Source organism: Paenibacillus sp. DMB20 (assembly GCF_000987955.1).
Taxonomy (GTDB): domain Bacteria; phylum Bacillota; class Bacilli; order Paenibacillales; family Paenibacillaceae; genus Paenibacillus_AQ.
In genome coordinates, this window is the sequence record NZ_LAZU01000032.1 from 308,301 (window position 1) to 331,496 (window position 23,196).

Annotated in this window: 18 protein-coding genes, 2 tRNA genes, 2 pseudogenes and 1 other annotated feature; of the genes and pseudogenes, 4 read left to right on the top strand and 18 right to left on the bottom strand. The window is 52.6% G+C overall.

Features of this window, described 5'->3' with window-relative positions; translation table 11 throughout:
* Window positions 1-8: 8 nt before the first annotated feature.
* The 3 genes from XI25_RS17205 to XI25_RS17215 all read right to left on the bottom strand — a co-directional run bounded on the left by XI25_RS17205 (window position 9) and on the right by XI25_RS17215 (window position 1,340).
* The gene (locus tag XI25_RS17205; RefSeq protein WP_046678668.1) at window positions 9-509 is read right to left on the bottom strand and encodes an Lrp/AsnC family transcriptional regulator; all 501 of its coding nucleotides are present in this window, start codon (window positions 507-509) and stop codon (window positions 9-11) included.
* A 279-nt stretch (window positions 510-788) separates the two neighbouring features.
* Window positions 789-1,085: a spore coat protein gene (locus XI25_RS17210; RefSeq protein ID WP_235439947.1), complete on the bottom strand. Its 297-nt coding sequence runs from the start codon at window positions 1,083-1,085 to the stop codon at window positions 789-791.
* 18 nt (window positions 1,086-1,103) lie between these two features.
* Window positions 1,104-1,340, bottom strand: coding sequence for a hypothetical protein (locus XI25_RS17215; protein WP_046678667.1), 237 nt, complete (start codon window positions 1,338-1,340; stop codon window positions 1,104-1,106).
* A gap of 229 nt (window positions 1,341-1,569) precedes the next feature.
* Between XI25_RS17215 and XI25_RS17220 the strand changes: the two genes are divergently transcribed.
* Entirely contained in the window at window positions 1,570-2,805 is a 1,236-nt protein-coding gene (locus tag XI25_RS17220; RefSeq protein WP_046678666.1) for an NAD(P)/FAD-dependent oxidoreductase, read from the top strand.
* Window positions 2,806-2,848: 43 nt separating this feature from the next.
* On the opposite strand, the pseudogene XI25_RS17225 reads toward XI25_RS17220, so the two are convergent.
* From XI25_RS17225 to XI25_RS17240, 4 genes and pseudogenes are all read right to left on the bottom strand, one after another.
* Window positions 2,849-4,057: pseudogene (locus XI25_RS17225) on the bottom strand (MFS transporter).
* 173 nt (window positions 4,058-4,230) lie between these two features.
* Window positions 4,231-4,794, bottom strand: coding sequence for a hypothetical protein (locus tag XI25_RS17230; protein ID WP_046678664.1), 564 nt, complete (start codon window positions 4,792-4,794; stop codon window positions 4,231-4,233).
* Window positions 4,795-4,924: 130 nt separating this feature from the next.
* On the bottom strand, window positions 4,925-5,344 hold the full coding sequence (locus tag XI25_RS17235; RefSeq protein WP_046678663.1) for a DUF350 domain-containing protein: 420 nt from the start codon (window positions 5,342-5,344) through the stop codon (window positions 4,925-4,927).
* A 119-nt stretch (window positions 5,345-5,463) separates the two neighbouring features.
* Window positions 5,464-7,830 carry an endonuclease MutS2 gene (locus tag XI25_RS17240; protein ID WP_046678662.1) on the bottom strand — a complete coding sequence of 789 codons (2,367 nt, stop codon included), beginning with the start codon at window positions 7,828-7,830 and terminating at the stop codon, window positions 5,464-5,466.
* Between the two features lie 162 nt (window positions 7,831-7,992).
* Between XI25_RS17240 and XI25_RS17245 the strand changes: the two genes are divergently transcribed.
* Together XI25_RS17245 and XI25_RS17250 are read left to right on the top strand one after the other, a co-directional pair.
* Window positions 7,993-8,352, top strand: a complete 360-nt coding sequence (locus XI25_RS17245) for a phage holin family protein (protein WP_046678661.1) — start codon at window positions 7,993-7,995, stop codon at window positions 8,350-8,352.
* A 183-nt stretch (window positions 8,353-8,535) separates the two neighbouring features.
* Window positions 8,536-8,925, top strand: a complete 390-nt coding sequence (locus XI25_RS17250; protein WP_046678895.1) for a cytochrome c oxidase subunit II — start codon at window positions 8,536-8,538, stop codon at window positions 8,923-8,925.
* 160 nt (window positions 8,926-9,085) lie between these two features.
* On the opposite strand, the gene zapA is transcribed toward XI25_RS17250, so the two are convergent.
* The 9 genes and pseudogenes from zapA to XI25_RS17295 form a co-directional block, all read right to left on the bottom strand.
* Entirely contained in the window at window positions 9,086-10,921 is a 1,836-nt protein-coding gene (zapA, locus tag XI25_RS17255; protein ID WP_235439826.1) for a cell division protein ZapA, read from the bottom strand.
* A 325-nt stretch (window positions 10,922-11,246) separates the two neighbouring features.
* Window positions 11,247-13,698 (bottom strand): annotated as a pseudogene (gene pheT, locus XI25_RS17260) (phenylalanine--tRNA ligase subunit beta).
* 28 nt (window positions 13,699-13,726) lie between these two features.
* On the bottom strand, window positions 13,727-14,761 hold the full coding sequence (pheS, locus tag XI25_RS17265; RefSeq protein ID WP_046678659.1) for a phenylalanine--tRNA ligase subunit alpha: 1,035 nt from the start codon (window positions 14,759-14,761) through the stop codon (window positions 13,727-13,729).
* A 72-nt stretch (window positions 14,762-14,833) separates the two neighbouring features.
* Window positions 14,834-15,104: a binding site (T-box leader), on the bottom strand.
* A 93-nt stretch (window positions 15,105-15,197) separates the two neighbouring features.
* Window positions 15,198-16,034: a nucleotidyltransferase domain-containing protein gene (locus tag XI25_RS17270; protein ID WP_046678658.1), complete on the bottom strand. Its 837-nt coding sequence runs from the start codon at window positions 16,032-16,034 to the stop codon at window positions 15,198-15,200.
* Window positions 16,035-16,135: 101 nt separating this feature from the next.
* Window positions 16,136-17,992 (bottom strand): ribosomal protection-like ABC-F family protein, encoded by a 1,857-nt coding sequence (gene abc-f, locus XI25_RS17275; RefSeq protein WP_046678657.1) that lies wholly within the window; start codon window positions 17,990-17,992, stop codon window positions 16,136-16,138.
* The gene (locus tag XI25_RS17280) at window positions 17,931-18,230 is read right to left on the bottom strand and encodes a hypothetical protein (protein WP_046678656.1); all 300 of its coding nucleotides are present in this window, start codon (window positions 18,228-18,230) and stop codon (window positions 17,931-17,933) included. The genes abc-f and XI25_RS17280 overlap by 62 nt, the downstream gene beginning before the upstream one ends.
* A gap of 164 nt (window positions 18,231-18,394) precedes the next feature.
* On the bottom strand, window positions 18,395-19,360 hold the full coding sequence (locus XI25_RS17285) for an ornithine cyclodeaminase (RefSeq protein WP_046678655.1): 966 nt from the start codon (window positions 19,358-19,360) through the stop codon (window positions 18,395-18,397).
* Window positions 19,361-19,371: 11 nt separating this feature from the next.
* The gene (gene sbnA, locus XI25_RS17290) at window positions 19,372-20,340 is read right to left on the bottom strand and encodes a 2,3-diaminopropionate biosynthesis protein SbnA (RefSeq protein ID WP_046678654.1); all 969 of its coding nucleotides are present in this window, start codon (window positions 20,338-20,340) and stop codon (window positions 19,372-19,374) included.
* Complete coding sequence (locus XI25_RS17295) at window positions 20,340-21,605, bottom strand: AMP-binding protein (protein WP_046678653.1); 1,266 nt, start codon at window positions 21,603-21,605, stop codon at window positions 20,340-20,342. Before XI25_RS17295 ends, sbnA begins: the two co-directional genes overlap by 1 nt.
* A gap of 249 nt (window positions 21,606-21,854) precedes the next feature.
* Here XI25_RS17295 and XI25_RS17300 point away from each other — a divergent pair, with 249 nt between their 5' ends.
* The gene (locus XI25_RS17300) at window positions 21,855-22,640 is read left to right on the top strand and encodes a YheC/YheD family protein (protein WP_046678652.1); all 786 of its coding nucleotides are present in this window, start codon (window positions 21,855-21,857) and stop codon (window positions 22,638-22,640) included.
* A gap of 301 nt (window positions 22,641-22,941) precedes the next feature.
* Here the strand turns inward: XI25_RS17300 and XI25_RS17305 are convergent.
* A tRNA-Gly gene (locus tag XI25_RS17305) sits at window positions 22,942-23,015 on the bottom strand.
* 11 nt (window positions 23,016-23,026) lie between these two features.
* Window positions 23,027-23,100 (bottom strand) — tRNA-Pro (locus XI25_RS17310).
* Window positions 23,101-23,196: the final 96 nt, after the last annotated feature.

Sequence of the window (23,196 nt, forward strand, 5' to 3'; positions counted from 1 at the left end):
CTCTTCCTTTACGGCGAGATCAGGAGACGATTGTCTTCTTCGCGTTCTTCATAAATAATCCCGTCTTGTTTATATTTTTTCAAAATAAAGTTGGTTTTGGTTGACAATACCGAATCAATCGGGGACAGCTTCTCCGACACGAAATTCGCGACCTCTCTTAAAGTACGGCCTTCCACTTCCACAAGCAGATCATAGGCGCCAGACATCAGGTATACCGATTTCACCTGCGGGAAAAGATAGATTCTTTCGGCAATTCCCTCAAATCCTCTTCCCCGTTCCGGAGTGATCTGCACCTCGATCAGTGCGGTAACCTTGTCTTCTTCCACTTTTCCCCAGTTCACGACCGTTGCATACTTCACGATAACATGGTCGTTTTCCAGCTCCGAAATCGCGGTTTTCACTTCGGCTTCCTCTACACCGAGCAGTGTAGACAAAAGAGCCGGAGATCTTCTCGCATCCTCTTTCAACAGGTCAAGCACTTTCAATTTCAGTTCGCTTAGCTCTTCCATGGGTTTTCCTCCAGCGCTTAATTCAGGCAGACGGCCAAAGCCGGGTTCCTGTAAAGAGATTAATACCTATATTACAATAATTCATGCACTCTGTGCAAAGAAAAAAACCGAAGGCTTTTCGCGGCATTTGGCGGGAAAAGCCTTCGGTTTTTGGATTGATCGTTTCAGAGCGGGCTCACCCGTGGTTAATATTATTGTGCGGGAACATTCGGACGATGCTCGGGCACGTTTGGGGCGTGCGAATAAGCTCCGAGTCCCGCTGTTTTTTGACCGGTGAATTCACGGGTTTTTTGATTGTTTTTTTTGTATTTCCTGCAGCTGCTTCTGCACGTCACTCTTCATGGCATGGGGCACGGCGGAAGGATATTGTTTATTTTGCTCAATCAGCTGATACATTTCGCCCTGCATTTTCAGAGTTTCCGAGGTTAGAGTCGTAAACATGCTTCGCACGTCCGGGCAGGAGGATTCGGTTGTCGCTGTCGTATATTCACGCACGGTACGTTTTAATTCGTTCAGGATCGTATTCAGCATATCCTCTTCCGGCAGGAAGGTGTTCCCGTTTTGGGCTGGCATCATAAGCTTCCTCCTTTATGCTTAATGGGATTGCGTCGGCGCGATGTTTTGATGGCTTTGAAGCGATTGAACGAGCATGTCCATATGGCTCTCATGCTTTTGCATGAACCCGAGGAGCGCCTGCTGTACGGACAGATTTTGGATGGACGCGGCCGCTGCGGCGCAATGCTTGGCAAGCGCGCTTTCGTTGGATACGCAATCGACGATGTAATCCAGTTCCTTCGAAGTTAAAGGCTTCATTTGCTGATCTGAAGGCATTGTTCGTCAACCCCTTTCCGGTTTAGCTGCATAAAATGGTGTTCAAAAATCTGCGGCCGGGTAACTCGGCCTTCGAACGGCCTTTATAGTATGGCTAGATCGACGAATTGTATGTGGCGCAATAAATGTCGTGAGATGGATCATACTGAAAAGAGTCCGATTTCGATTTCATAAAACGCAGCCTTTCATCGCTTGGGCAACGTTTTTTAACAGGAAGGTGGTTTCATTTATGAAGCTGACCGGAGGCCATACTCCATGGGAGGCGCTGTATGCCGGAACGATTCCGCAATACCCCCGATTGGAAGCGGACATTTGCTGCGACGTTGTCGTGATCGGAAGCGGCATCAGCGGAGCTCTTGCAGCCTATGTGCTGACCATGCAAGGTGCCGACGTTGCCGTTTTGGAAAAAAAACGGGTCGGCTGCGGCAGCACTTCCGCCAATTCGGGGCTGCTTCAATTCATGAACGACGACAGTTTGAACGAACTCATCGGAAGGTTCGGGGAACGAAAAGGCACCGGCTTTTACCGCATGTGCGCGAATGCGGTCAACCGGCTGGCCGGCATAGCGGAAGAACTCCCTTCGGATGTGGATTTCCGTCGCCGGAGCAGCCTGTACTACGCGACGATCGATGAGGATGCGGGAATGATCCGCAATGAATACGACACGCTAATCCGCCACGGTTTCGAGGTGGAATATTGGGACCGCGACCATATTAAATCCAAGTTCCCTTTTTCGCGTGCGGCAGCTTTATATACGAAAAACGATGCCGAGGTTAATCCGTACAAATTGGCTCTGGCACTCTTATCCTCCGCTGCAGCCAAAGGGCTTAAGGTGTTTGAACACAGCTGCGCGAAACAGGTGAAGTATTCGGAAAAGGGAGTCAGCGTTCAGACGGTGCACGGCTCCGTAAGGGCCGATACGTTGATCTGGGCACTCGGGTACGAAACGCAGGAATGGAAGCCGGATAAATCCGCCTCACTCGAATGTACCTACGCCATCATGACCGAGCCGGTTGCGGACTTGTCATTCTGGCATGAGAGGGCCTTGGTTTGGGAAAGCAACAGACCTTACCTGTACATGCGCACGACGCCGGATAACCGCATTATCGCAGGCGGCCTGGACGAGCCTGTACCGAAAAACGGGCGTCCGAAGGACCGGCTGGCCGGTTACAGTCAAAGGCTCATCAATGAAATTCGCGATCATTTTCCCGGTTTGGTCAACCTGAGAGCGGAATACAGCTGGAGCGGCCTGTTCGGATTTACCAGGGACGGAATTCCATTGATCGGCCGGCATCCGCGGTTTCCCCACAGCTATTTTATTGAGGGTTACGGAGGAAGCGGGACGGTTTATAGCATGATCGCAGCGGATTTGCTGGCTCAGGCCGTTTCAGGAAGCGAGCCCGAGGAACTTTCATGGTTTTCTTTAACCCGTTCCTTTAACATGCAACCCGGATTTAGGGCCTAAAGACAATAAAGCCTCCCGCCTTCGGTTAAGGCGGAGGCTTTATTTATGCTGCCGTTTGACGAATGTTCAGGATTTTCCGCAAAAACAACCATGTTCCGATGGGGGAAGCTCCCAAAACCAACAGCAGCAAAGTCAAGATCCACGGGTCCTTCCGAAAAGACAAGACGGCGATGAAAATAAGCAGGCCTGCGATTCTTCCGGTCATCAGGCTGATTTCCCGGACGACGACAAGCTCTACCTTTTTTTCCGCATTCTTACGGCTCGTCCCCATCAAATCAAAACTGACGGAGACCGCGGGAAGCATGAACAACGGCATGAACAATGAGGTTCCTATCCCGAGAACAAGCAAGGTCATGTAATTCACGTCCCACAAAAGCGGAACGACCACAAGGACCATAATAACGGCTCCCGCAATCATTCCTGCGCTTCGGTATGCCGGCTTCAGCCACTTCCCGGCCGCCCAGTAGCTTACCAGGGAAACCGCCGACGTAATTAGCAAAAAACTGCCCAAGCCGCGATTCCTGATTCGTTGCCGTATAGACAAGAAGTGCGATCAAGAAGGAAAAAACCCCTTCCCGTATGCCTTGCATGGCTAAGCCGGCTATGGCCGAGCGCCATGTCCCGTCCTTATCTCTCAGCCGCCGGATCCCTTCAAGCCATTCATAATGACCGCTGGCAGGTCTTTTTTTTCAGAAAAAAAGCTGAGGACCGCGGTACATCCGAAAATAACCATCGAAATGGTAAAAATCAGCCTGTACCCCCGATCTCCCTGCAGCCAAGTGATGATCAAGCCGGACGCCCAGGGACCTACAATGCCGGTTATGGAGCCAAGCAGACCGACCCATCCGTTAAACCAGTCCCGGTTCTCCGCATCGGTAATTTCAAAATAAACTACATTAAACGCAAGCCAAAATAAACCAAGCGACAATCCAAGCAGCAGACCGAGCGGCCAAATGTAATCAATGGCATTCTTTCCGGCTCCCAGGACAAACAAATAAAACAAACCGGAAACGGCGATGCCCAGCCGCAGCGCGTTCATTTTATTGCCCTGCTTCACCCATTTGCCCGCAATCCAAAACGTCAGCCCGAGCGCAATCTGCTGCGCCATCGTAAACCAGGCGATCATCAAATAATCCTGCCTGCTCTTCCATAGGTACACATTCAGAAAAGTGCCGGACAATGCCCCGGCAAGCACAAACAAACCGTTTACCGCCAGCAGCAGCACCGTTTGGCGGTCTCTGTGCCGCTTCATGCGTAACCGCCCCCCTTCAGCAGCCGAGTTGTATTCCAAAGTTAAGTTGCCCCAAGGATAATAAGTTCATAACCTTAAAAAACCAAAAATGCTGACACCTCAGCGCAGGCTTTGGGGAAGGGCTTCCGCACAAAAAAATGAGCAGCACCATCGCCGCTCATTTTTTCATTATTTTATTGTGCCGGGTCTCCCGTTAATCCTTTGATCAATCGCAAACGGTCATCTTCCGATAGCGTATATTGGACCTGAAAGCATCCCGAACAGATATAGACGTTCAGATGGAACGGAGGCTTCAGCAGGGGCGCCTGAAGCGAAGCCGGCAAGGCAGGCTCAAAAGCTTCACCGCTCACCTTCTGCGTTCCGGCAAGCATCATATATTCCCGGCAATGGAAGCATTCGGGCGTTTCATCCTGATCATCAAGCACGCTCTCGACGGATTCCTCATATGCCATTAGATCATGGTCATCGCCGTATTTATCCAATACCCGAATCGCCGGAACCGTGCCATCCCCGATTCCCCAGAAGGGTTTATTCAAAATATCGCCGCTTTCATACTCGTCATCCTCTTCGGGAGCATGTTCTTCATTGTCAAGCTCCCCATTCTCACCCTCAAGCTCGATGTTCAGCGTACGATAGCCTTTCAATTCATTGTCGCAATGCGGACAGTTCTCTTCCGGTCCGATTTCCTCGTCCCATACAATTTCTGTCTGGCACCAAGGACACACAGTCGGTTCCATCCCTTATTCATCCCTTTCCTTGAATCTTCAATTTATTTCCACATTAAAAATACAATACCGGATACAAAAAAGATCAAGGCTGCCGCGAATAATACCCGCGGTAAATATTTCATCGCCCTCGCTCCTTCATTTAAATGATGCTTGCGCCTATAACGTAAGACAAGGAAACGGTGATGATCAATACGATCAACCCGACCGCCCGGTTATCTTTACCGATCTCTTCATCCACGGAAAAAACAGGCGTCAAAAACTCGAGCAGGAGATATGCCCCAAGCAGCAATACGAACCCGATAAACGACCATATAATCATATCATAGACCGATGTATTCAACTGAATGCTGAAACGCATCACATTGCATATGCCGAATATTTTCCCTCCGGTAGCCATCGCCGCAGCGACGTTGCCTTTTCGGATTTCGTCCCAGCAGTTATATTTGGTAACGAGCTCAAAGCAGGATAAGTACACAATGAGCGCTAGAATCGCAACCGAGAAATAGCCGACCATCACACCCACAGGATGAGCCAGCAGCTGATCAATGCTTTCCGTCATTTTCCCCGCGTTCCTCCCCGTAAAATCGGCGGCTGCGCGGCAGTCCGCCGGTCTTCACACATACTTTTAATTGTATACGAGTCAGAGAACTTTCGGTTCCGAAAACCATGGCGCGCATATTATTTCAGCTCCGCGATCGTTACGCCGGTGCCGCCTTCCCCATAGTTTCCAAGACGATAGCTTTTGACATGCTTATGCTTCCGCAGATATTCCTGAATTCCGGTCCGCAAAATTCCCGTACCCTTGCCGTGGATAATGTAGACCTGACCCAAGTTGCTCAAGAATGCTTCGTCGATGAACCGATCGACTTCGATCAAAGCCTCCTCCAGGTTCTCGCCCCGCAAATCCAGCTCGCTCCGGGTACTTTCGTCCCTCGTCCGCTTCAGAACCGTTGCCGTCCGCTGAGCCTGCGGCTTCTTGCTCGGCGCCGCCGACAGCAGTTCCAGATCGTCCAGGGACACCTTCATCTTCATGATGCCAAGCTGAACCAAAGCTTCCTTCGCTCCGGCCATTTCAACGACATGCCCCTTCTGGTTCAAGCTGTATACCATAACCTCGTCTCCGGGCTCGATCTTCCGTTTCTCCTTGGGGTTCCGCTGCACGGACGATTTCCTTTTCTGCTCCGGCTCTGCTTCATCCAGCCGTTTCCGGGCTGCAATCAGCTTATGCTCCTTGACGGATGCCCCTTCCTCCTGGGCAAGCTTGCGCAGATCCGCGATAATCTCCTCCGCTTCGCTGCGGGCCTTGTCCACGAGCTTTTTCGCTTCCAGCCGAGCTTTGTCCACATACTTGTCCCGCTGCTCCTCAAGTTTGGCCAGTTCGCGGCTGTGCCGTGCCTTCAGCTCCTCCAGTTCCTTCCGGAGAGCCTCCGCCTTCCCGCGTTCCACTTCGGCTTCGTGCCGGTTTTCTTCCAGGGAGGCGATCATGTGCTCTACGCGCTGATCCTCTTCCTTAACCTCTCCCCGGGCAAAATCCAAAATGGCGCCGGGGAGGCCCAGACGCTCCGCAATAGCAAATGCGTTGCTTCGTCCCGGTACCCCGACAAGAAGACGATAGGTCGGGCTGAGCGTATTGATATCGAACTCCATGCTGGCGTTAATCACGCCGTTTCGCTCATAGGCGTAAGCCTTCAACTCGGAATAGTGCGTGGTCGCAATCATTCGGCAGCCCATGGCGTGGATGTGCTCCAGAATCGCAATGGCCAAAGCCGAGCCTTCCGCGGGGTCCGTACCGGCGCCGACTTCATCAAGAAGCACAAGACTTTTCGGCGTCATGTTTTTCAGAATTCTTATTATATTGGTCATATGGCTTGAGAACGTACTCAAGCTTTGCTCTATGCTCTGTTCATCCCCGATATCGGCGTAAATGGCATCGAACACGCACATCTGGCTTCCTTCCTCGGCCGGGATGAACAAACCCGACATCGCCATCAAATTCAGGAGGCCAATCGTTTTCAGCGTCACCGTCTTGCCGCCGGTGTTCGGCCCCGTGACGATGATGGACGTGTAAGAGTTGCCAAGATCCACATCAATCGGTACAACCTGATCTAGGGGAATAAGCGGGTGCCGCCCTTTTTTCAGTTTGAGGTAACCTCGGTCGTTCATTCGGGGAAGCGAGGCTTTCATCACATGAGCCAGACGCGCTTTGGCAAAAATAAAATCTAGCTGGCCGGTCAGATCCACATCTATGGCAAGCAGATCCGCCTGGTCTCCGACCAGAGCGGTCAATTTCTGCAGAATGACCTCAATCTCCCGCTCTTCCTTAAGCCGCGTTTCCCGAAGTTTGTTATTCATCGCAACAATGGACTCGGGTTCAATGAATAAAGTTGCGCCCGAGCCGGACTGGTCATGAACGATCCCGCCAAAATACGAGCGGTATTCCGCTTTTACCGGAATGACAAACCGGTCGCCCCGGATCGTAATAAGTTGGTCCTGCAGCATTTTGGCCACGGACTGGGAACGGATCATGCCATCCAGCTTCTCGCGGATCCTCACCTCTCCGTTCCGGAGCTCACGCCGGATTTGGGCCAGCTCCGGACTTGCGGAATCCATCACTTCAGCGCTTTCGTCAATGCAGGCTTTTATGGCGTCCTCAAGCGGTTTTTGCTCTGAAATGAGTTCGCTTAGATTGTACAGAATCTCGATGGGCTCGTCCTCGTGAATCTGGGCAAGGAAGCGCTTGAGCCGGCGCGAACCCATAATCGTGTTGGCAACGGCAAGAAGCTCGTGCGGGTTCAGCGTTCCGCCGATACGCGCACGCTTAAGCGGTTCGGTAATGTCCGTAATTCCCCCGAAAGACGGGCTGCCCTTCAAACGGTCTACGGTATAAGCCTGGTCCGTGGCCGCCAGCAGCTGTTTGACGTCCTCAAGCTGCACCGAAGGCTTCAGTTGGTCAACGATCGTTCCGCCCATGGAAGTTTGGGTATATTTAGACAGCGTATTTAAAATTTTTCGGTATTCTAACGTCTGTAAAATCTTGTCGTCCAAGAAGTTCACAACTCCTCTCAATCATTGCCTTTATTATATCGAAGACCATCCATTTTCGCTATTTTCAGGATTTTGGCCGATAAATCCTTCCACACATAACTCACTTGAAATCGGAACAAAATAAGTTTGCGTAAATTTGCAGCTTAATAAGGAGGCCGTTCGATGCAATTTCTCGGGCATGTCATACGTTTCATCGTTTCTGCGCTTATTCTGATGATTGTGGGCTGGATCGTTCCGCTGTTCAGCGTAGGGGGATTCGGAAGCGCCCTGCTGCTTGCTCTGGTCATCGCCGTTCTGGGATGGATCATCGAAAGCGTATTTGGAACACGGGTTACCCCGTTCGGGCGGGGCATTGTCGGATTTCTGGTTAGCGCTCTTGTCATTTACGTCGCTCAATTCCTCATTGCCGACGTAAGAGTGACCGTTCTCGGAGCACTGCTGGCTGCCCTTGTCATCGGAATTATCGATTTGTTCATTCCGCTGGCAACGCCATTCGACAAGAATAAAAACGAGAATAAGTAAAATCCGAAGCCGGTTCGGAAAAGCAAGTTCCTGTTTAAATGCAGGGACTTGCTTTTTTTCATGAAAAAAATCCCAAAGGAAGTTCACCAATTATTCATATTCAATTCAGCGCACAAACCAAATTTTTACGTTATCATTATAGAAGAAATTTTCACACAATATATAAAGTTAGGGGAGAATTTTATGAAAAAAACGCTTGCATTGATAGTTTCCTGCATGTTGCTGTTTGTTTTGGCGGCTTGCGGCGGGGATAAAGACTCAGCTTCGCCGAACGAAACCGGCGTTACGGATACAGGGGTAGCCCCGGAAGCCGAGCTGGTCATTAGCGCCACCAACTACCAATTCGATAAACAGGAATACACCCTAAAAAAAGGCGTGCCCGTTAAGATTACCTTCAAGAACGAGGAAGGCAACCACGGCGTGTTGATCCCGGCCCTCAATCTGCAGTTGGACAGCAAAAACGACTCCGCGGTCGTTACTCCGGACAAAACAGGCGAGTTCGATATCTCCTGCTCCATCATGTGCGGACCCGGACATACGAAGATGATCTCCAAACTGATTATCGAGGAGTAGGCCAGAATAAGCTTCCCTCTATAACCAGGGAGACAAAAACAATAACCTCCAGCATTCCAAGAACTCTTGCGAATCTGGAGGTTTTCTATGTCGATATGATGAATACGTGGAGCATATTCCCGTCTTTCCGTACATTCTTGTCAGCTTTGGTCCTGCTCAATCAGTTCAATCCATTCGTTGTACTCCACCTGAAGTTTGGAATACTCTCCTGAAGCTTGCGATGCTCCTCCTCCAGCTTGGCGGAATTCTCAAGCTGAAGCTCCCGTTCGGCTTGAAGCAGTCGGTATTGGTGCATGACGAGCTCATATTTTTCACCGAGCTGGGACAGCTCCTCGGCCGCCTCTTTCTTCTCCTCTTCCAGTTGTTCGCAGGTCTCGCTAGAGGCCGCGATCTGCTGCTGCCAGGCATCGAGCTCCCGTCTGAGCGTTTCCTCCGTTTTCTCCCAATCCCGGCGTTCTTCCGAAAGACCCTCATACTTCGTACGCCATACATGAAGCTCTTCTTCTGCAGATTTAAGCATGGCGCTCAGCTCATGATCGCGTCCGTCGCGCTCGGCTGCCGATTTACGAAGATGCTCCAACTGGGAAGATACGGAATCGTATTCTTCCTCCAGCATTTCGTACAACTTTCGCGTTTCTTCTTCCCTGTCCGCTGCCTCACGGCTTGCTTTTTCCATCTCTTCCATTTGAAGCTGAAGCTCGTTCAGCTCCTGTTCGGCGGTATGACGGCGCGAAGCCTCGCGCTCAGCCTCGCCCTTAAGAACCTGCAGTTCCTCCTGAAGGTTTTTCATGCCCTCTTCCAGGGTTTCCGTGACCTCGAGCGCTTCAACCATGCGCATTTCCAGATCTCCGATCTCCTCTTTGCGCTGCTCGGCAAGTTTCTTCCAGGATTCGACATCGGTATTCAAACGCTGGATATCGTCATGCAGCTTTCTCGAGTTCTGATTTGCATCCACCACAAGCTTTTGAAGACGGCGGCGTTCTTCCTCCGACTTTACGGCCTCCTGCTTCAATCCATCCCGCTCCTGAGTAAGCTGATCCGTTTTCTCCTTGGCCGATTGAAGCTCTTTCGCCGAAATTTCAAGCTGACTCCGCGTTTGCTGCAGCATCTCCTTAAGCTTGGAAGACTCGCCCTTAACGGCAGCCAGCTCTTTCTCGCTTCCTTCAAATCGAGTTTGCAGCGTACGGCCCGCATTTTGCTGCTCGGCCAGTTTTTTCTCCAAATTTTGAATGGACGATTTGAGCAGGGATTCCTGCTCGGAGGCAGACTGCTTATATTTTTGTTCCAACCCCTGGACGGTCTGGCTGTGGCTTTGCTTCAACTCCTCCAAGGCCTGCGCATGTTTCTGTTCTGCCTGCTGAAGCAGGCGCTTATGATTGGACTCGTGCTGCTCCGCCGATTGTTTATGGCTTTTCTGCAGCTGCTCCAACTGCGCCGCATGCTGGTTTTTTAAATCGTCGATCGTCTGCTTATGCTTCTTTTCCCACTCGGACGTCCGCTGGGAAAGCGTATTCTCCAGATTTTGCTTTTCCTTCAGCAGCTCGGACACACGCCGGGATTCCTTCTGCAGCAGCTCTTTGGTTCGCTCCGATTCGGCATTCAAAGCATCTTTGGCGGTACCCAGTTCTTTCGCAAGGGCTGTCTGCTCGTTAAGCCGACGTTCCAAATCCTCGGTGTGCTGCTTGAAATGCTGCTGCTGTTCCTGAAGAATGCCCTGGATCCGGGCCAGCTCCGAACGGAGCTCGCTCCGCTCAGCCGTCAGCAACTTGACCTCGTTCTGAAACTGCTGCATCTGCACAGCTTCCTCGGCCATATGTACTGCCGCAAGAACGGCAATTCTCGGCGTATCCAAACGGGAGTGTGCCTTGGAAATCGAGCGCATCCGCTCGTCCACATAATTGGCAACTTGTTTCATATATTCGCTGCTGCTGCCCACAAGTTTATAGGAAGTTCCGTAGATTTCCACGGTAACGCGTGTACGGTCAGGTGTAGTCACAGTTGTGCCCTCCTTCGATTGTCTGTTGATCTAAGATGTCTTTACGGTCTATCACCTTTCTACATTATATATGAGAAAGCTCTTCTAGACGAACCTCGTGTCAGCCAGACCGTATTTTCCCAGATTCATTTATCGGTGAGGAAGCGTTACGCCTCCATGGCTTATCATCCGGTGCAAGTAGAAACGAAAGCCATTCATCCTTTTAAGAAGGCGATGTGTTCCGAGAGTCATATAAATCCGAAGCGAAATTGAAATCCTATGCCTTCTTATATTTCAAAAAACCGCATCGAATGGTGTAATTCGATGCGGCTTCCCCCAATTCCTGCTATTTTCTTAATTCGGCGCCAAAAGTTTCCGTCAGCGCTTGAATCGCTTTATCGGTGGCTCCCGTCACTTCATCGTCGGTCAGCGTCCGTTCCTGGTGGCGGTAGGTCAAAGCGATCGCCACACTCTTCTTGCCTTCGCCGAGCTTGCTGCCGGTGAATACGTCAAATACCTGCACGTTTTGAAGCAGCTCTCCCGCGTGTTCGCGGATGGTGCTCATCAGGGCACCGGCTTCGACCGATTCATCCACCACGATGGCAAGATCCCTCTCCATGGCCGGGAACCGCGGCAGATCGCGGTAGACGATTTCGCTGCTCGCAAGCTCATAGAGCGGTTCGAGCAATATTTCCGCGACGTACGTATCTTGAAGATCTTTTGCCTGCTGCAGCTCGGGGTGAATCTGGCCGAGCGTTCCCAGCAGCACTCTGCTTTCGCCATCCTGAACGTAAATGGAAGCGGAGCGGCCCGGGTGATAATCCGCCGGACGGTCCGCCGCAAACACGACCTCTTCGGATGGAATACCTAAATATTGGATAACCGTTTCAAGCGCACCCTTCAGATCGAAGAAATCGACCGCTTCAGGCTGCACGTTCCACTGCTTGTTCCCGCGACGGCCGCATAGCAGAAGCCCGAGCGCAGGGCGTTCCTGCGGCTGCTTCGTCAGCGTTTCCTCTTCCGTATGAAACAAGTTTCCGATTTCAAACAGCGCCAGATCCGGCTGCTTCCGATTGGCATTGTACGCAGCGATGTCGAGAAGCTGCGGAATCACGCTTGTGCGCAGCACGCTGCGATCCTCGCTCATTGGCATGGCCAGCTTCACAGCCTTGCCGCCGTTTCCGAGCAAAGTAAACGTCTCGGCTTGCTCCGGATGAATGAAGGAATATCCGAGCACCTCCTGCCATCCGCCATGGGTAAGCAGACGGCGGATGGCACGGCGTACGGCCTGAGGTTTCGTCAATCCGCCAGGAGTCGTCGCTCCTTCGATGGCTGTCGTCGGGATATTATCGTAGCCGTAGAGACGGGCAACCTCTTCCATCAAATCCACGTCAAGCGAAATATCCCCGCGGCGGGTCGGAACCTCTACCTCGATCAGGCCCGTTCCGGCATCGCCGCAATCGAAATGAAGGCGGGCAAACAGCGTTTTCACCTCAAGCATGGACAGGTCCGTGCCCAGATGACGGTTCAGTTTTTCCAGGGAAAGCGTGATGACCTTAGGTTCGACCGCTGCGGCCCCGGCTTCGACGATCCCCTGATGAACGGTTCCTCCGGCATATTCGGCCATGAGAGCTGCCGCACGGTTCAAAGCCGGGATGACTGCCGCCGGATCCACTTCTTTTTCGAAACGGGAGCTGGCCTCGGAACGAAGGCCGAGCTGACGGGACGTTTTTTCGAACCGTTCCTCCGTCGAACTTGGCCGACTCCAGGAAAATGTTGACCGTGCCGTCCGTCACTTCGGAAGTAAGGCCGCCCATGACACCTGCCAGTGCCACCGGTTTGTCTCCCGCCGTAATCACGAGCATATGAGGCTCCAGACGACGCTCTTGGCCGTCCAGCGTCACCATCGTTTCTCCGGCGCTGGCCATCCGAACCAGCACCGATCCGCCCTCCAGACGGTCCGCATCAAACGCATGCAGCGGCTGACCGTATTCCAGCATGACGTAGTTTGTAATATCCACGATATTGTTGATAGGGCGTACGCCTGCGGCCATCAGCCGATTCTGCATCCAGAGCGGCGATGACCCGATCGTAACGCCCGTAATATAGCGGGCCGCATAATGGGAGCACTCTCCCTTGGCTTCGATGGATACCGAAATATGCCGCTCGGCCGCGTCGCTGACCTCTACAAGGTCCTTTTCGGGCTTCGGAAGCGACAGCTCGCGTCCCAAAATCGCGCTGACCTCATAAGCCGTACCCAGCATGCTCAGGCAGTCCGACCGGTTCGGGGTCAGATCCAGCTCCAAAACCTTATCGTCCAGTCCGAGCACTTTTAGGATCGGCGTACCGATTTCCGTGCTCTCCGGCAGAACCAGAATGCCTTCCTGCAGCTCCTTCGGAAGCAGCTTGTCGTTCATGCCCAGCTCTTTCGCGGAGCAGATCATGCCTTGGGAAACGACGCCGCGGAGCTTCGCTTTTTTTATATCGAGGCCGCCCGGGAGCTTCGCGCCGACCTGCGCGACCGGCACTTTCTGGCCGGCGTCGACGTTTTTGGCTCCGCAGACGATCTGAAGGTCCTCGCCTTGTCCCGCATCAACGACACAGACGTTTAGCTTATCCGCATCGGGGTGCTTTTCCTTGCTCTTTACGTATCCCACGACAACCTTGTTGATGCCTTGGTTCCGGTCCTCGATAATATCAATTTCGATCCCCGCCGAGGTGATTCGGCCAGCCAGGTCTTCAGCCGTGACGCCGTCCAGGGAAATATATTGGGACAACCATTCCGTTGATACTCTCATGTCCGTTCACTTCCTTCTTTTGATTAAGTTAGATCCGAGCAAACTGTTTCAGGAACGACATATCGTTATTATAGAAATGCCGGATGTCGTCCACGCCGTATTTCAGCATCGCAATCCGTTCCACGCCCATCCCGAAAGCGAAACCGCTGTACTTCTCCGGATCGTATCCGCCCATCTCAAGTACTTTCGGATGCACCATGCCGCAGCCCAAAATTTCCAGCCAGCCCGTCTGCTTGCATACCCGGCAGCCGCTGCCGCCGCATTTCACGCAGGATACGTCAACTTCGGCGCTTGGTTCGGTGAACGGGAAAAAGCTCGGACGAAGCCGGATTTGCGTGTTCTCCCCGAACATTTCGCGAACGAACTGAAGCAGCGTGCCTTTCAAATCGCTCATCCGGATGCCGCTTCCGATCACCAGCCCCTCGATTTGATGGAATTGGAAGGAGTGAGTCGCATCATCATCGTCCCGACGGAACACGCGGCCGGGACAAATGATTTTGACGGGGGTTTCCCCTTTCATCTCCAGCATCGTCCGGGCCTGCACCGGCGAGGTTTGCGTACGCATCAGCAGATCCTCGGTCAAATAGAAGGAATCCTGCATATCGCGGGCCGGGTGGTTCTTCGGAAGATTCAAGGCTTCAAAGTTAAAATAATCCGTCTCCACCTCCGGGCCTTCCGCCACGCGGTAACCCATTCCGATAAAAATATCTTCGATATCCTGAATCACTTTGCTAAGAGGATGCACGGACCCTTGAGGGAGCTTCCGTCCCGGCAGGGTAACGTCAACCTTTTCTGCGCGCAGGCGCTCTTCGGTTTCCTTCCGCTGGAATTCCTCCTGTTTGCCCGATATCACTGCTTCAATCGCGCCGCGCACGTCATTGGCCACCTGGCCGATAACCGGACGCTCTTCCGCGCTGAGGGATCCCATTCCTCTCAAAATTTCGGTCAAGGCCCCTTTTTTGCCCAAATATTTAACCCGCAGATCGTTCAGGCTGTTCGGATCCGCGATCTCCCGCAGCAGGCCGAGAGCCTCCTGTTTTAATGCCAACAATTTTTCCTTCATGGCCTTTCATGCCCCCTTCATGGTCTCAAGATGTCTAGACAGGTCAACCAAAACAAAAAGGCCTTTTCTCCCGAAAGGGACGAAAAGACCGTGGTACCACCCTTGTTAGTCCGGATTTAAAGGCTAAAATAACCAAGTTATTCCGTGCTTCAATACCTCGAACTCACTTTGACCGACGTAACGGATCGGAACCCGATATCCCCTACTGAACGGCAAAGCGCCGGGTTCAGGGAACTGCTCCGGAGCGAACTTCGGCAGCCTGTTTCCATAGAGACACTCTCAATCTCCGGTGTCTCCTCCCTGTACAGAGGCACTGCTTACTCTTCTCCTTCAACGCATTTCAATATATCAGCATATATAGCCATTATTATATTCAATTATCTCTCGAATGACAAGTTAATATGCTTGTTCTTGTGGCCGGTTGTCGAAAAAACTTCTATTGATCAAGCAGCATATCGGTTTCCCGGACAAGCTCCTTTAGCAGGTCAACGCCTTCTCTTGTTTGGGTCTCATCCGTTGAAAGAAGGGTAAAGATCCTGTCGACGCGCTCCTTGTAATCCTTGGGTTTGACCGAAAAACCGTTAACCAAGGCCGCCGCCTTTTTCTCGTTGATGCAGTACTCCTTATTCTTGGCGAACAGGGCTTGATTCATGCAGGCTATCGTCCGGAAGCAACAACCGGCGACAAAAGAAATATCGTCTCTGCTCGCGCTGCTGTCCGCATGGATTGAAGAAAAGGAGGCCTCGAACCTGAAATAGCCGATCAAGGCCTTTTGCAGCTCGGAAGGATAAGGATTCGTCTTGGCTTTTAATGCCGCTATTTTCCCGTTAGGATCAGATAAGACTTTGCAGACGGACACTTCTCCCATGTACATTACATTCAAAAACGCATGCGGGTGTCCGGCATGGTAATGCGTCGAAACGTTTCCCGACAAGCAATCGTCGATCACCCGCGACACCCGGTTAATATCGCGCAGTATAAGGTCGACGTGCAGGCCTTGGACCACCAGCCAGCCGCCCGCATTCACCCACGGACCCCATCCGCCAAGCGGGGAAACCAGGTTTTCCCGGTGCTCGTCGTCAAACTGGCCAGCGATCCGGCTCAAATCACCGACGCTGAAACCGTCTGACTCGTCATAATATATGCCGATATCGATATCCGAGGCGGGCCCGGCATTGCCTCTGGCCCTGGACCCGCCCAGCACGACTCCTGCGATTCCCGGAACTCCTTCCAGCTCCTTGCTGATGAACTTCACGATTTCGTCTGCCGTCATCTTTTTCATCTCCTATCATTAATCCTCGGTCAGAATACTTCGCGCATTCAAGAAGCTTATAACTTAATGAACAGCTGAACCTGTGTTTGAACGCATGAACGTTAGCTGTCGCGGAGCTGTTCCAGTTCCAGGCGCAGCGCCCGGATTTCCCTCATCTGTCCCTCTTCTTCCGTAGCGTCGCCGGATATTCCAAGCAGAAGCTCCTGAATCCGGTATTCCAGCTCCATCCGCCGGTTCTCCTTCCCGCTGTCTCCCCGGATTACATGGGTGCGCGATGCCTGCTCTTCCTCCTCCTGTACGCTTCCTTCGAACCAGACCGGCTTCCCGTCCCCATTCAGCGTAAGCAGCCGGTTAGCGATCTTGCGGACGAGATACCTGTCGTGCGAAACAAGCGCGATCGCTCCCGGGTAGGATTGAAGCACGTCTTCGATCACTTCCCTTGTGTCCACGTCCAGATAGTTGGTCGGTTCATCCAGAACGAGCAAATGGGCGCCGCTGAAATAGAGCTTCAGGAAGGCGGCTCTGCACTTTTCCCCCATGCTGAGATCCCCGATGGTTTTGAATACGTCATCCCTGCTGAACAAAAAGCAGCCCAGCAGCGTCCGTGCCCTGCTTTGCGTCATATCCGGCAGGCCGAGCAGGCTGTCAAGCAGGGTCGCACTCAGATTAAGACCTTCCAACTCCTGAGAGAAGTAGCCGATCTTCAGCGCCGGATGCCGAATGATCCGCCCCTCTACGGGTTCCAGTTCTCCCAGCAGCAGCTTCAGCAGCGTCGTCTTGCCGCTGCCGTTCGGCCCCCGGACAGCCAGACGGTCACCTCTCGACAATTGGAAGCGCAGCTTGTCAAACAGAAGTCCGCTTCCGTATCCGAAGGAAACTTCTTCGACGCGGATCAGAGTCCGGGCGCCGAATTCCTCCGCCCCGAGCTTCATGTGCAGTTTCGGATCCTGCCGCGGTTTGCCCACGGCCTCCGCTTTCAGGCGTTCCAGCGCCTTCTGTTTGGCATGGTAGCGGGAAACATTTTTCTTCGCCTTCGCTTTATAAAAGCTTGCCGTGATCTTGACCTCATTCTGTGCGGCGGCGGAATCATGCGCCTGATGAAACCATTCCTGGTAATTGCGGATCGATTCCTCAAGGGCTTTCCGTTCGAGCTCCTGCTTCCGGTGAAGAGCCTCATGCTCCCGCAGTTCCCTCTCCTTCTCCCTCCGGTAATCGGAATAGCCTCCCTTATAACGCTTTAGCCCTTCCGACGTCAGCTCGCAGACAGCGGTCGCCGTCCTATCGATAAACTCCCGGTCATGGGACACAAATAATACGGTACCCTTATAGGAAGCGAGCCACTGTTCAAGCCAACGCAAACTTTCCCCGTCCAGATGGTTGGTCGGTTCATCCAGCAGCAGAAACTGCGGCTCCGAAACGAGAAGTGACGAAAGCATGGCCCTCGTTTTTTGCCCGCCGCTCAGTTGGTGAAAGGAAACCGGCCACAGCTCGGCTCCAAGGCCCAGCATCGTCATGGATTTTTCCACTTCCGTTTCCCACTGGAACCCGCCGAGCGTCTCATACTCGCCAAGCATGTGGCCGTACTTCTCCAGCACCTCCGGATTTTGCTCTGTCTCAACCGTTTCCATGAGGCGTTCGGCTTCGGCAAGCCCTTGCTTTAGCTTCCATAAATTTTCGCTGCTGCCGCGCCTTACGGCATCAAGAGCCGATAGATCGTCATCATGCTGATCCTGCTGCTTCATCCATCCCCATTTGTGGCGCGGAAGGATCATTTCCAACCTGCCGGACGAAGGCTCCCTTACGCCCGTCAATATGGACAAGAGAGTGGATTTCCCGGAGCCGTTGCGTCCAAACAACGCCAGCCTTTCTCCTTCCGCTATCTCCAATTGAACATTTTCAAATAAAATATTTCCTTGCAGCTCGATGCTGAGATCTGTCGCTTTTAAAATCGTTGTCATTTTCCTTCATCCTTTCCATGTGAAAACTCACGAAAAAACCGCAGACGATTGTCTGCGGCGGATGACCGGAAAAGAATAAGTTATCTGAATTCAGTATACGCATAAAAGCTCCGCGGACTTCCATCCCGGCTGTCCATTCCACTTCCAGCACCTTCTTTGCAAAAGCAGCAAAGAGAGATTCCATGAGCTTATGCTTACCCGATAAATTGAAGGGCAACGTATCCTTGTTTTCAGACACACCAAATCTTTCCCCCTACCGCCGTAGAGAAAACGCCTGCATTAAACTTGCAGTTGTCGGAAAAGAAAGGGTGTCTTACTTCATCGGATCGCGTTACCTCGCATTTCTTGGAATGAATTGTTTACATTATAACAAATATATTCCTGCTCCGTCTAGTTCCCGCCTTACGGGAGCTTTACTCCCTTGCCAAGCTTAACCGCCTTGCGCCAGTAATGTCCAGCGATCCCAATATCGAAAATAGCCAAACCCATCGGGTTAAAATAGACCGTGCCCGCTGCTTCCCTGCGGAAGAGGGCGCCGCGGCAAACCACATCGGCCAGCGTACGGACGTCCGACGATTGCAAACCGTACCGGAGATGCAGCTGCTCCACATCGGTATTTTCCCGGCAAACTTCATTCCAATCGTCGACCACGATCGTATTGATATGGGCAACGCTTTCGGGAATGTAATCGCGAAGGGAAACACCCAGCAGCAGCTTTCCCTCCTCCGGGGCCTCGTCAATGTACCGATTCGCCGAAACCGTACAGGTAGCGATGACGTCGGCTTGACGGTATGCGGTGCGCCAATCATCCGTTATAACCGTAATGTCCCGCAATTCGGCGGGTACGGTTTCGGGATCAATTCCTCGAAGGTCATGCAAAATAACCTGCTCCAGCTTCCCGCCGAGAACCGCGGCGCACATATCCAAGTGAAGACGACCGATCGGCCCCCAGCCGATAATGCCCATTTTCAATCCAGGGGGCTGCCTGGCCTCAACATAAGCTTGAAGCATCACGCCGCTGACCGCCGCCGTCCGGAGTCCGCTCAGCATTCCGCTGTTCAGAAAGGCCAGCGGTTCTCCCGTCTCCGTATCGTTTAATATGACGGTGTTGTGCGCGCGCGGCAGTCCGTGGAGATGGTTTTGCGGAAAGCTGGCAATCCATTTGATTCCGGCCAGGTCGAAGCTTCCTCCCACATAAGCCGGCATCGCAATGATCCGGTTCCCGGGGTCTCCGAATCTCAAATAGGGCTTAAGCGGAAACACGCAGTCGCCCGCATCCTCGACCCGGATAACATCCTTTATGATACCGATCAAAACTTGCCAGTCGATTCCCAGTTCCTGGATATGGCTATCGTTCAGATAAAGCATGCTCCCCCTCCTTACGGCAAACGGGGATCGAAACCAAGCTCCCGCCGCACCCAATCATCGTTATATACGGTATCCATGTACCGTTCCCCCCTGTCGGGCAGGATCGCTGCGCATACGGCTCCTTTGGGAATGCGTGCTTTCATGCGAAGCATCGCTGAAATGACGCCGCCCGATGATGCGCCCGCCATAATGGACTCTCTCCTTACAAGCAGACGGCAGCCTTCCACGCAATCCCGGTCGGACACATACAACACCTCATCCGCTACCTCCGGATGATACAGCCCCGGAACGATGCCCGCCCCTAGGCCCGGAAAGCGGCGGGAGCTTTTCTTTCCGCCGAAAATCACGCTTCCGGCAGCGTCGACGGCCACAATTTTGGTATGCTGACCTTTGGACCTTATATAGTCCGAGCAGCCGCGAATCGTGCCGCAGGAGCTGACGCCGCAGAACAAATAATCGATGGGCCCCAGCTCATCGCAAATTTCCTTCATCGTCATCTCGGTGTGGGACAAACTGTTGTCCAGGTTCCCATACTGATTCGTCCAATAAGCATGCGGAATTTGGCGAACCAATTCCTTTACCCGCCGTATTCGCGCCGGCAAAAACTCGCCCGTTTCCTCGTCAGGCTCGGATACGAGATCGATTTCTCCTCCAAAGCCGCGGATGATGCTCTTATGCTGCTCGGTCGTTCGGGGGTCAACCACGCATATAAAACGCAGCCCCAGATAGCGGCACAACTGGGCCAGACTGATGGCCAGATTCCCTGAACTGGACTCTACTACGACGCTGCGCTCCGTAATATCCCCGCGGCGGATTGCTTCCTTCAGTAAATAAAGCGCAGGCCGGTCCTTCCCGCTTCCTCCGGGATTCATGCCCTCCAGCTTGGCATAAGCATCAAACGGAGCATCTTGAAACAGCTGCGACAGGCGAATAAGCGGCGTGTCGCCGATGGTATCGACAATACCTCCCTCGAGCTTCATTACGATCCCTCATTTTTGTCATAGTAAATTTTCTTGTGCTTTACCGACCGGCGCTGTTCCTCATCTTGAAAGCTGCCGCCCGCCACCCGAATACGGCCGATGATTCCCGACCGGATCATCGCCCCGATCTCCGGTATGCGTTCCTCCAAATCCTGCCGGATGGCTTCCAGCATTTCCGGCGTCACGGCGTTGTCCGCACGATTCAGCCCATCGTTATCGGTACCGTATACAAATACCTTTAGTCCCTCTCTATCCATATGGACGCGAACGCTTACCCGCGAGAGGTGCCGGTTCACGACATCCTCGATATCGTAAATGCTAATCTTCTCGCCATGCTTGAGGTCCGGCCCGATTCGTTTGACGATGCTCTGAAAACTCATCCGCTCCACCCCGTCTACGGTAATGGGGCGTAAATCTCGAACCACGTCATACGTTACATAACGTATCGCAGGAAATGCCTCCCGTACCGTCGAAGTCAGAACAAGCACCTGTTCCTTCCCGGGAAGCGGTTCTATCCCTTCGCCGAGATCTTCTGCCCCGACCCCTTCAGCACTCAACCCCTCGGCCAGCAAATAACGTCCGTGCTGCGGCGAATGATAGGCTATCGTACCCATTTCAATGGAGCCGTACGTATCCGTAATCCGTTCCTCATCAATGCCAAGACGTTCGGCGGCACGCCGGATCCAACCGGCAGGGGCCATCTCCCCCACGAGAATAACATGGCGGATGCCATATGCCTCGGGATGCTCGGAAGCAAGCAGTATACGCTCCAAAATTGACGGCATCGTGTAGAGCACCTCAGGCCGAAAGCTTTGCAATCGATCCAAATGCTGTTCGATCGGCAGCGTGTAGGGAATCGATTCAACCTCCATTCCCAGTTCCCTGAACACCTGGACGGCCGTCGCTTCCGCATGGCCCGTTCCCATATCCGCCAAGGCGGTTCGATAGCCGGACGTGCCTAAAACGGTACGGAAAACATTCAGCTTAATCCGCATATATTCCGCTTCATCGGCCTCGGAATAATATATGATTTTGCGTCTGCCCGAGCTGGTGCCGGACGTGCGGTATTTGTAAAGTCCTTCTGAGCCTTGAAGCGGATTATCGTCTGAATAATAATGCTTCTCCAGAACGGATGAGGTGATCAGCGGCAGTTGTTCCAATCGATAAGATTCGTCTATCTGAAGAGCACCAAGCCTATGAACATACCAGGGACAGTACTTGCCAATCCGTTCAATAACCTCCTGAAGAATTGCAGACGAGATCATAAAACGGGCCTCCTCTCAGTTGGACCTAATGTGCCTGTTCCTTCAATCCACTTTATGCAATGCGTGCTTGGTCATGTTCTTGGCCCCACCTTCAAAACGTAGGGCTGCCCGGGATAAAACGTCAATGCAGGCCTATTATTGCGGAAGGATCCGCACAGCATAGGCGGCTTAACCACACCCTGCCGTTCCTTTGGCCATATAATAGATTGCTAAGCTACCAGCCCATTCTTGAAAGGAAGGACGAGAGACATGGCAAAAAAGCCTCCAAGAAGCAAAATCCTGAAAACAAAAATCATGGCCGCCAGCCCAAAGCTGACGGAACATATTCCTCTCACCCGACGGTTGAACCGTCAACTTTTGTCTCGCATGCTCAATCAATATGGCATGGTCTATGTAAAGCCCGATGAAGGCGCTCAGGGAAAGGGCGTTATCCGGGTAGAGAAAACAAAACAAGGCTACCGTTACCAACACGGTATGAATGTACCCGCCTTCGCCGACTTCGGATCGATGTACGCTTCCCTCCGCAGACACATTCGCCATAAGCGGTATCTGGTTCAAAAAGGCGTTCATCTGCTCAGGTACAACGGGCGTCCATTCGATTTTCGCGTCATGATTCAGCGCAATCCGAAAAGGCAGTGGGAGTGTACCGGTACGTTCGGACGCCTGGCCCACCCCCGCAAAGCCGTTACGAACGGAAGCCAAGGGGGCTCGATCTACGAGCCTTCCGTCCTGCTCGCACCCCATGCCGCCACCGGAGAGGTTTCGACTGTGCGGCGAGGCATGAATAAACTCGCCCATTGGACTGCCGCCAGATTAAGCCGGACTTTTCCTCAATTGAACGAGCTCGGTTTGGATATCGGCTTGGACCGGAGGCTCAAACCATGGATTTTGGAGGTCAACTTTTATCCCGATCCATGTCCGTTTACCCTGCTGCCGAATCCAAGGGCCATTCGCACCATCGTGGCCTACGGCAAAGCTTACGGAAGACGGTATCGTCTAAAATGCACCAAGGCGAAGAGAGGCTCCCTCAGGTAAAAGACTGATGGCGGCTGATCGTTATCTTTTTTCTATTGGGTTCGGTTGCTCTGAAAAAACTTGCCCGATTCGATCAAAACGTTGAAACGGGCTTTTTCTCTGTCCAGCAAACGCAAAAAAACCGCCTTACGGCGGTTAACTTATGTATGGAGCGGGTGATGGGAATACTCAACATTCTCTATTCTGAACTGCCTGCGGCAGGTCTGGAGGTTAATGTTGACGCGCGTCCTGATTTCCATCGCTACGATGTACGCACGGACGGTCGAACCCTGGGGTTCGCTTCCCCTTAAACTGTGGTTAATGGAGCGGGTGATGGGAATCGAACCCACGCTACCAGCTTGGAAGGCTGGAGTTCTACCATTGAACTACACCCGCAAATTTGACAATCGGGACGACACGATTTGAACATGCGACCCCCTGGTCCCAAACCAGGTGCTCTACCAAGCTGAGCTACGTCCCGTCAAAAACTTGCTGTCTTAACGACAAAAATAAATATACCACGGAGCATCGACAAATGCAACTGGTATTTTCATACAATAGTCCGCCTGAGGGGACA

Coding starts and splice junctions, on each gene's coding strand:
- XI25_RS17205 (WP_046678668.1), bottom strand. CDS start 509: ATGGAAGAGCTAAGCGAACTGAAATTGAAAGTGCTTGACCTGTTGAAA.
- XI25_RS17210 (WP_235439947.1), bottom strand. CDS start 1,085: ATGATGCCAGCCCAAAACGGGAACACCTTCCTGCCGGAAGAGGATATG.
- XI25_RS17215 (WP_046678667.1), bottom strand. CDS start 1,340: ATGCCTTCAGATCAGCAAATGAAGCCTTTAACTTCGAAGGAACTGGAT.
- XI25_RS17220 (WP_046678666.1), top strand. CDS start 1,570: ATGAAGCTGACCGGAGGCCATACTCCATGGGAGGCGCTGTATGCCGGA.
- XI25_RS17230 (WP_046678664.1), bottom strand. CDS start 4,794: ATGGAACCGACTGTGTGTCCTTGGTGCCAGACAGAAATTGTATGGGAC.
- XI25_RS17235 (WP_046678663.1), bottom strand. CDS start 5,344: ATGACGGAAAGCATTGATCAGCTGCTGGCTCATCCTGTGGGTGTGATG.
- XI25_RS17245 (WP_046678661.1), top strand. CDS start 7,993: ATGCAATTTCTCGGGCATGTCATACGTTTCATCGTTTCTGCGCTTATT.
- XI25_RS17250 (WP_046678895.1), top strand. CDS start 8,536: ATGAAAAAAACGCTTGCATTGATAGTTTCCTGCATGTTGCTGTTTGTT.
- pheS (WP_046678659.1), bottom strand. CDS start 14,761: ATGAAGGAAAAATTGTTGGCATTAAAACAGGAGGCTCTCGGCCTGCTG.
- XI25_RS17270 (WP_046678658.1), bottom strand. CDS start 16,034: ATGACGGCAGACGAAATCGTGAAGTTCATCAGCAAGGAGCTGGAAGGA.
- abc-f (WP_046678657.1), bottom strand. CDS start 17,992: ATGACAACGATTTTAAAAGCGACAGATCTCAGCATCGAGCTGCAAGGA.
- XI25_RS17285 (WP_046678655.1), bottom strand. CDS start 19,360: ATGCTTTATCTGAACGATAGCCATATCCAGGAACTGGGAATCGACTGG.
- sbnA (WP_046678654.1), bottom strand. CDS start 20,340: ATGAAGCTCGAGGGAGGTATTGTCGATACCATCGGCGACACGCCGCTT.
- XI25_RS17295 (WP_046678653.1), bottom strand. CDS start 21,605: ATGATCTCGTCTGCAATTCTTCAGGAGGTTATTGAACGGATTGGCAAG.
- XI25_RS17300 (WP_046678652.1), top strand. CDS start 21,855: ATGGCAAAAAAGCCTCCAAGAAGCAAAATCCTGAAAACAAAAATCATG.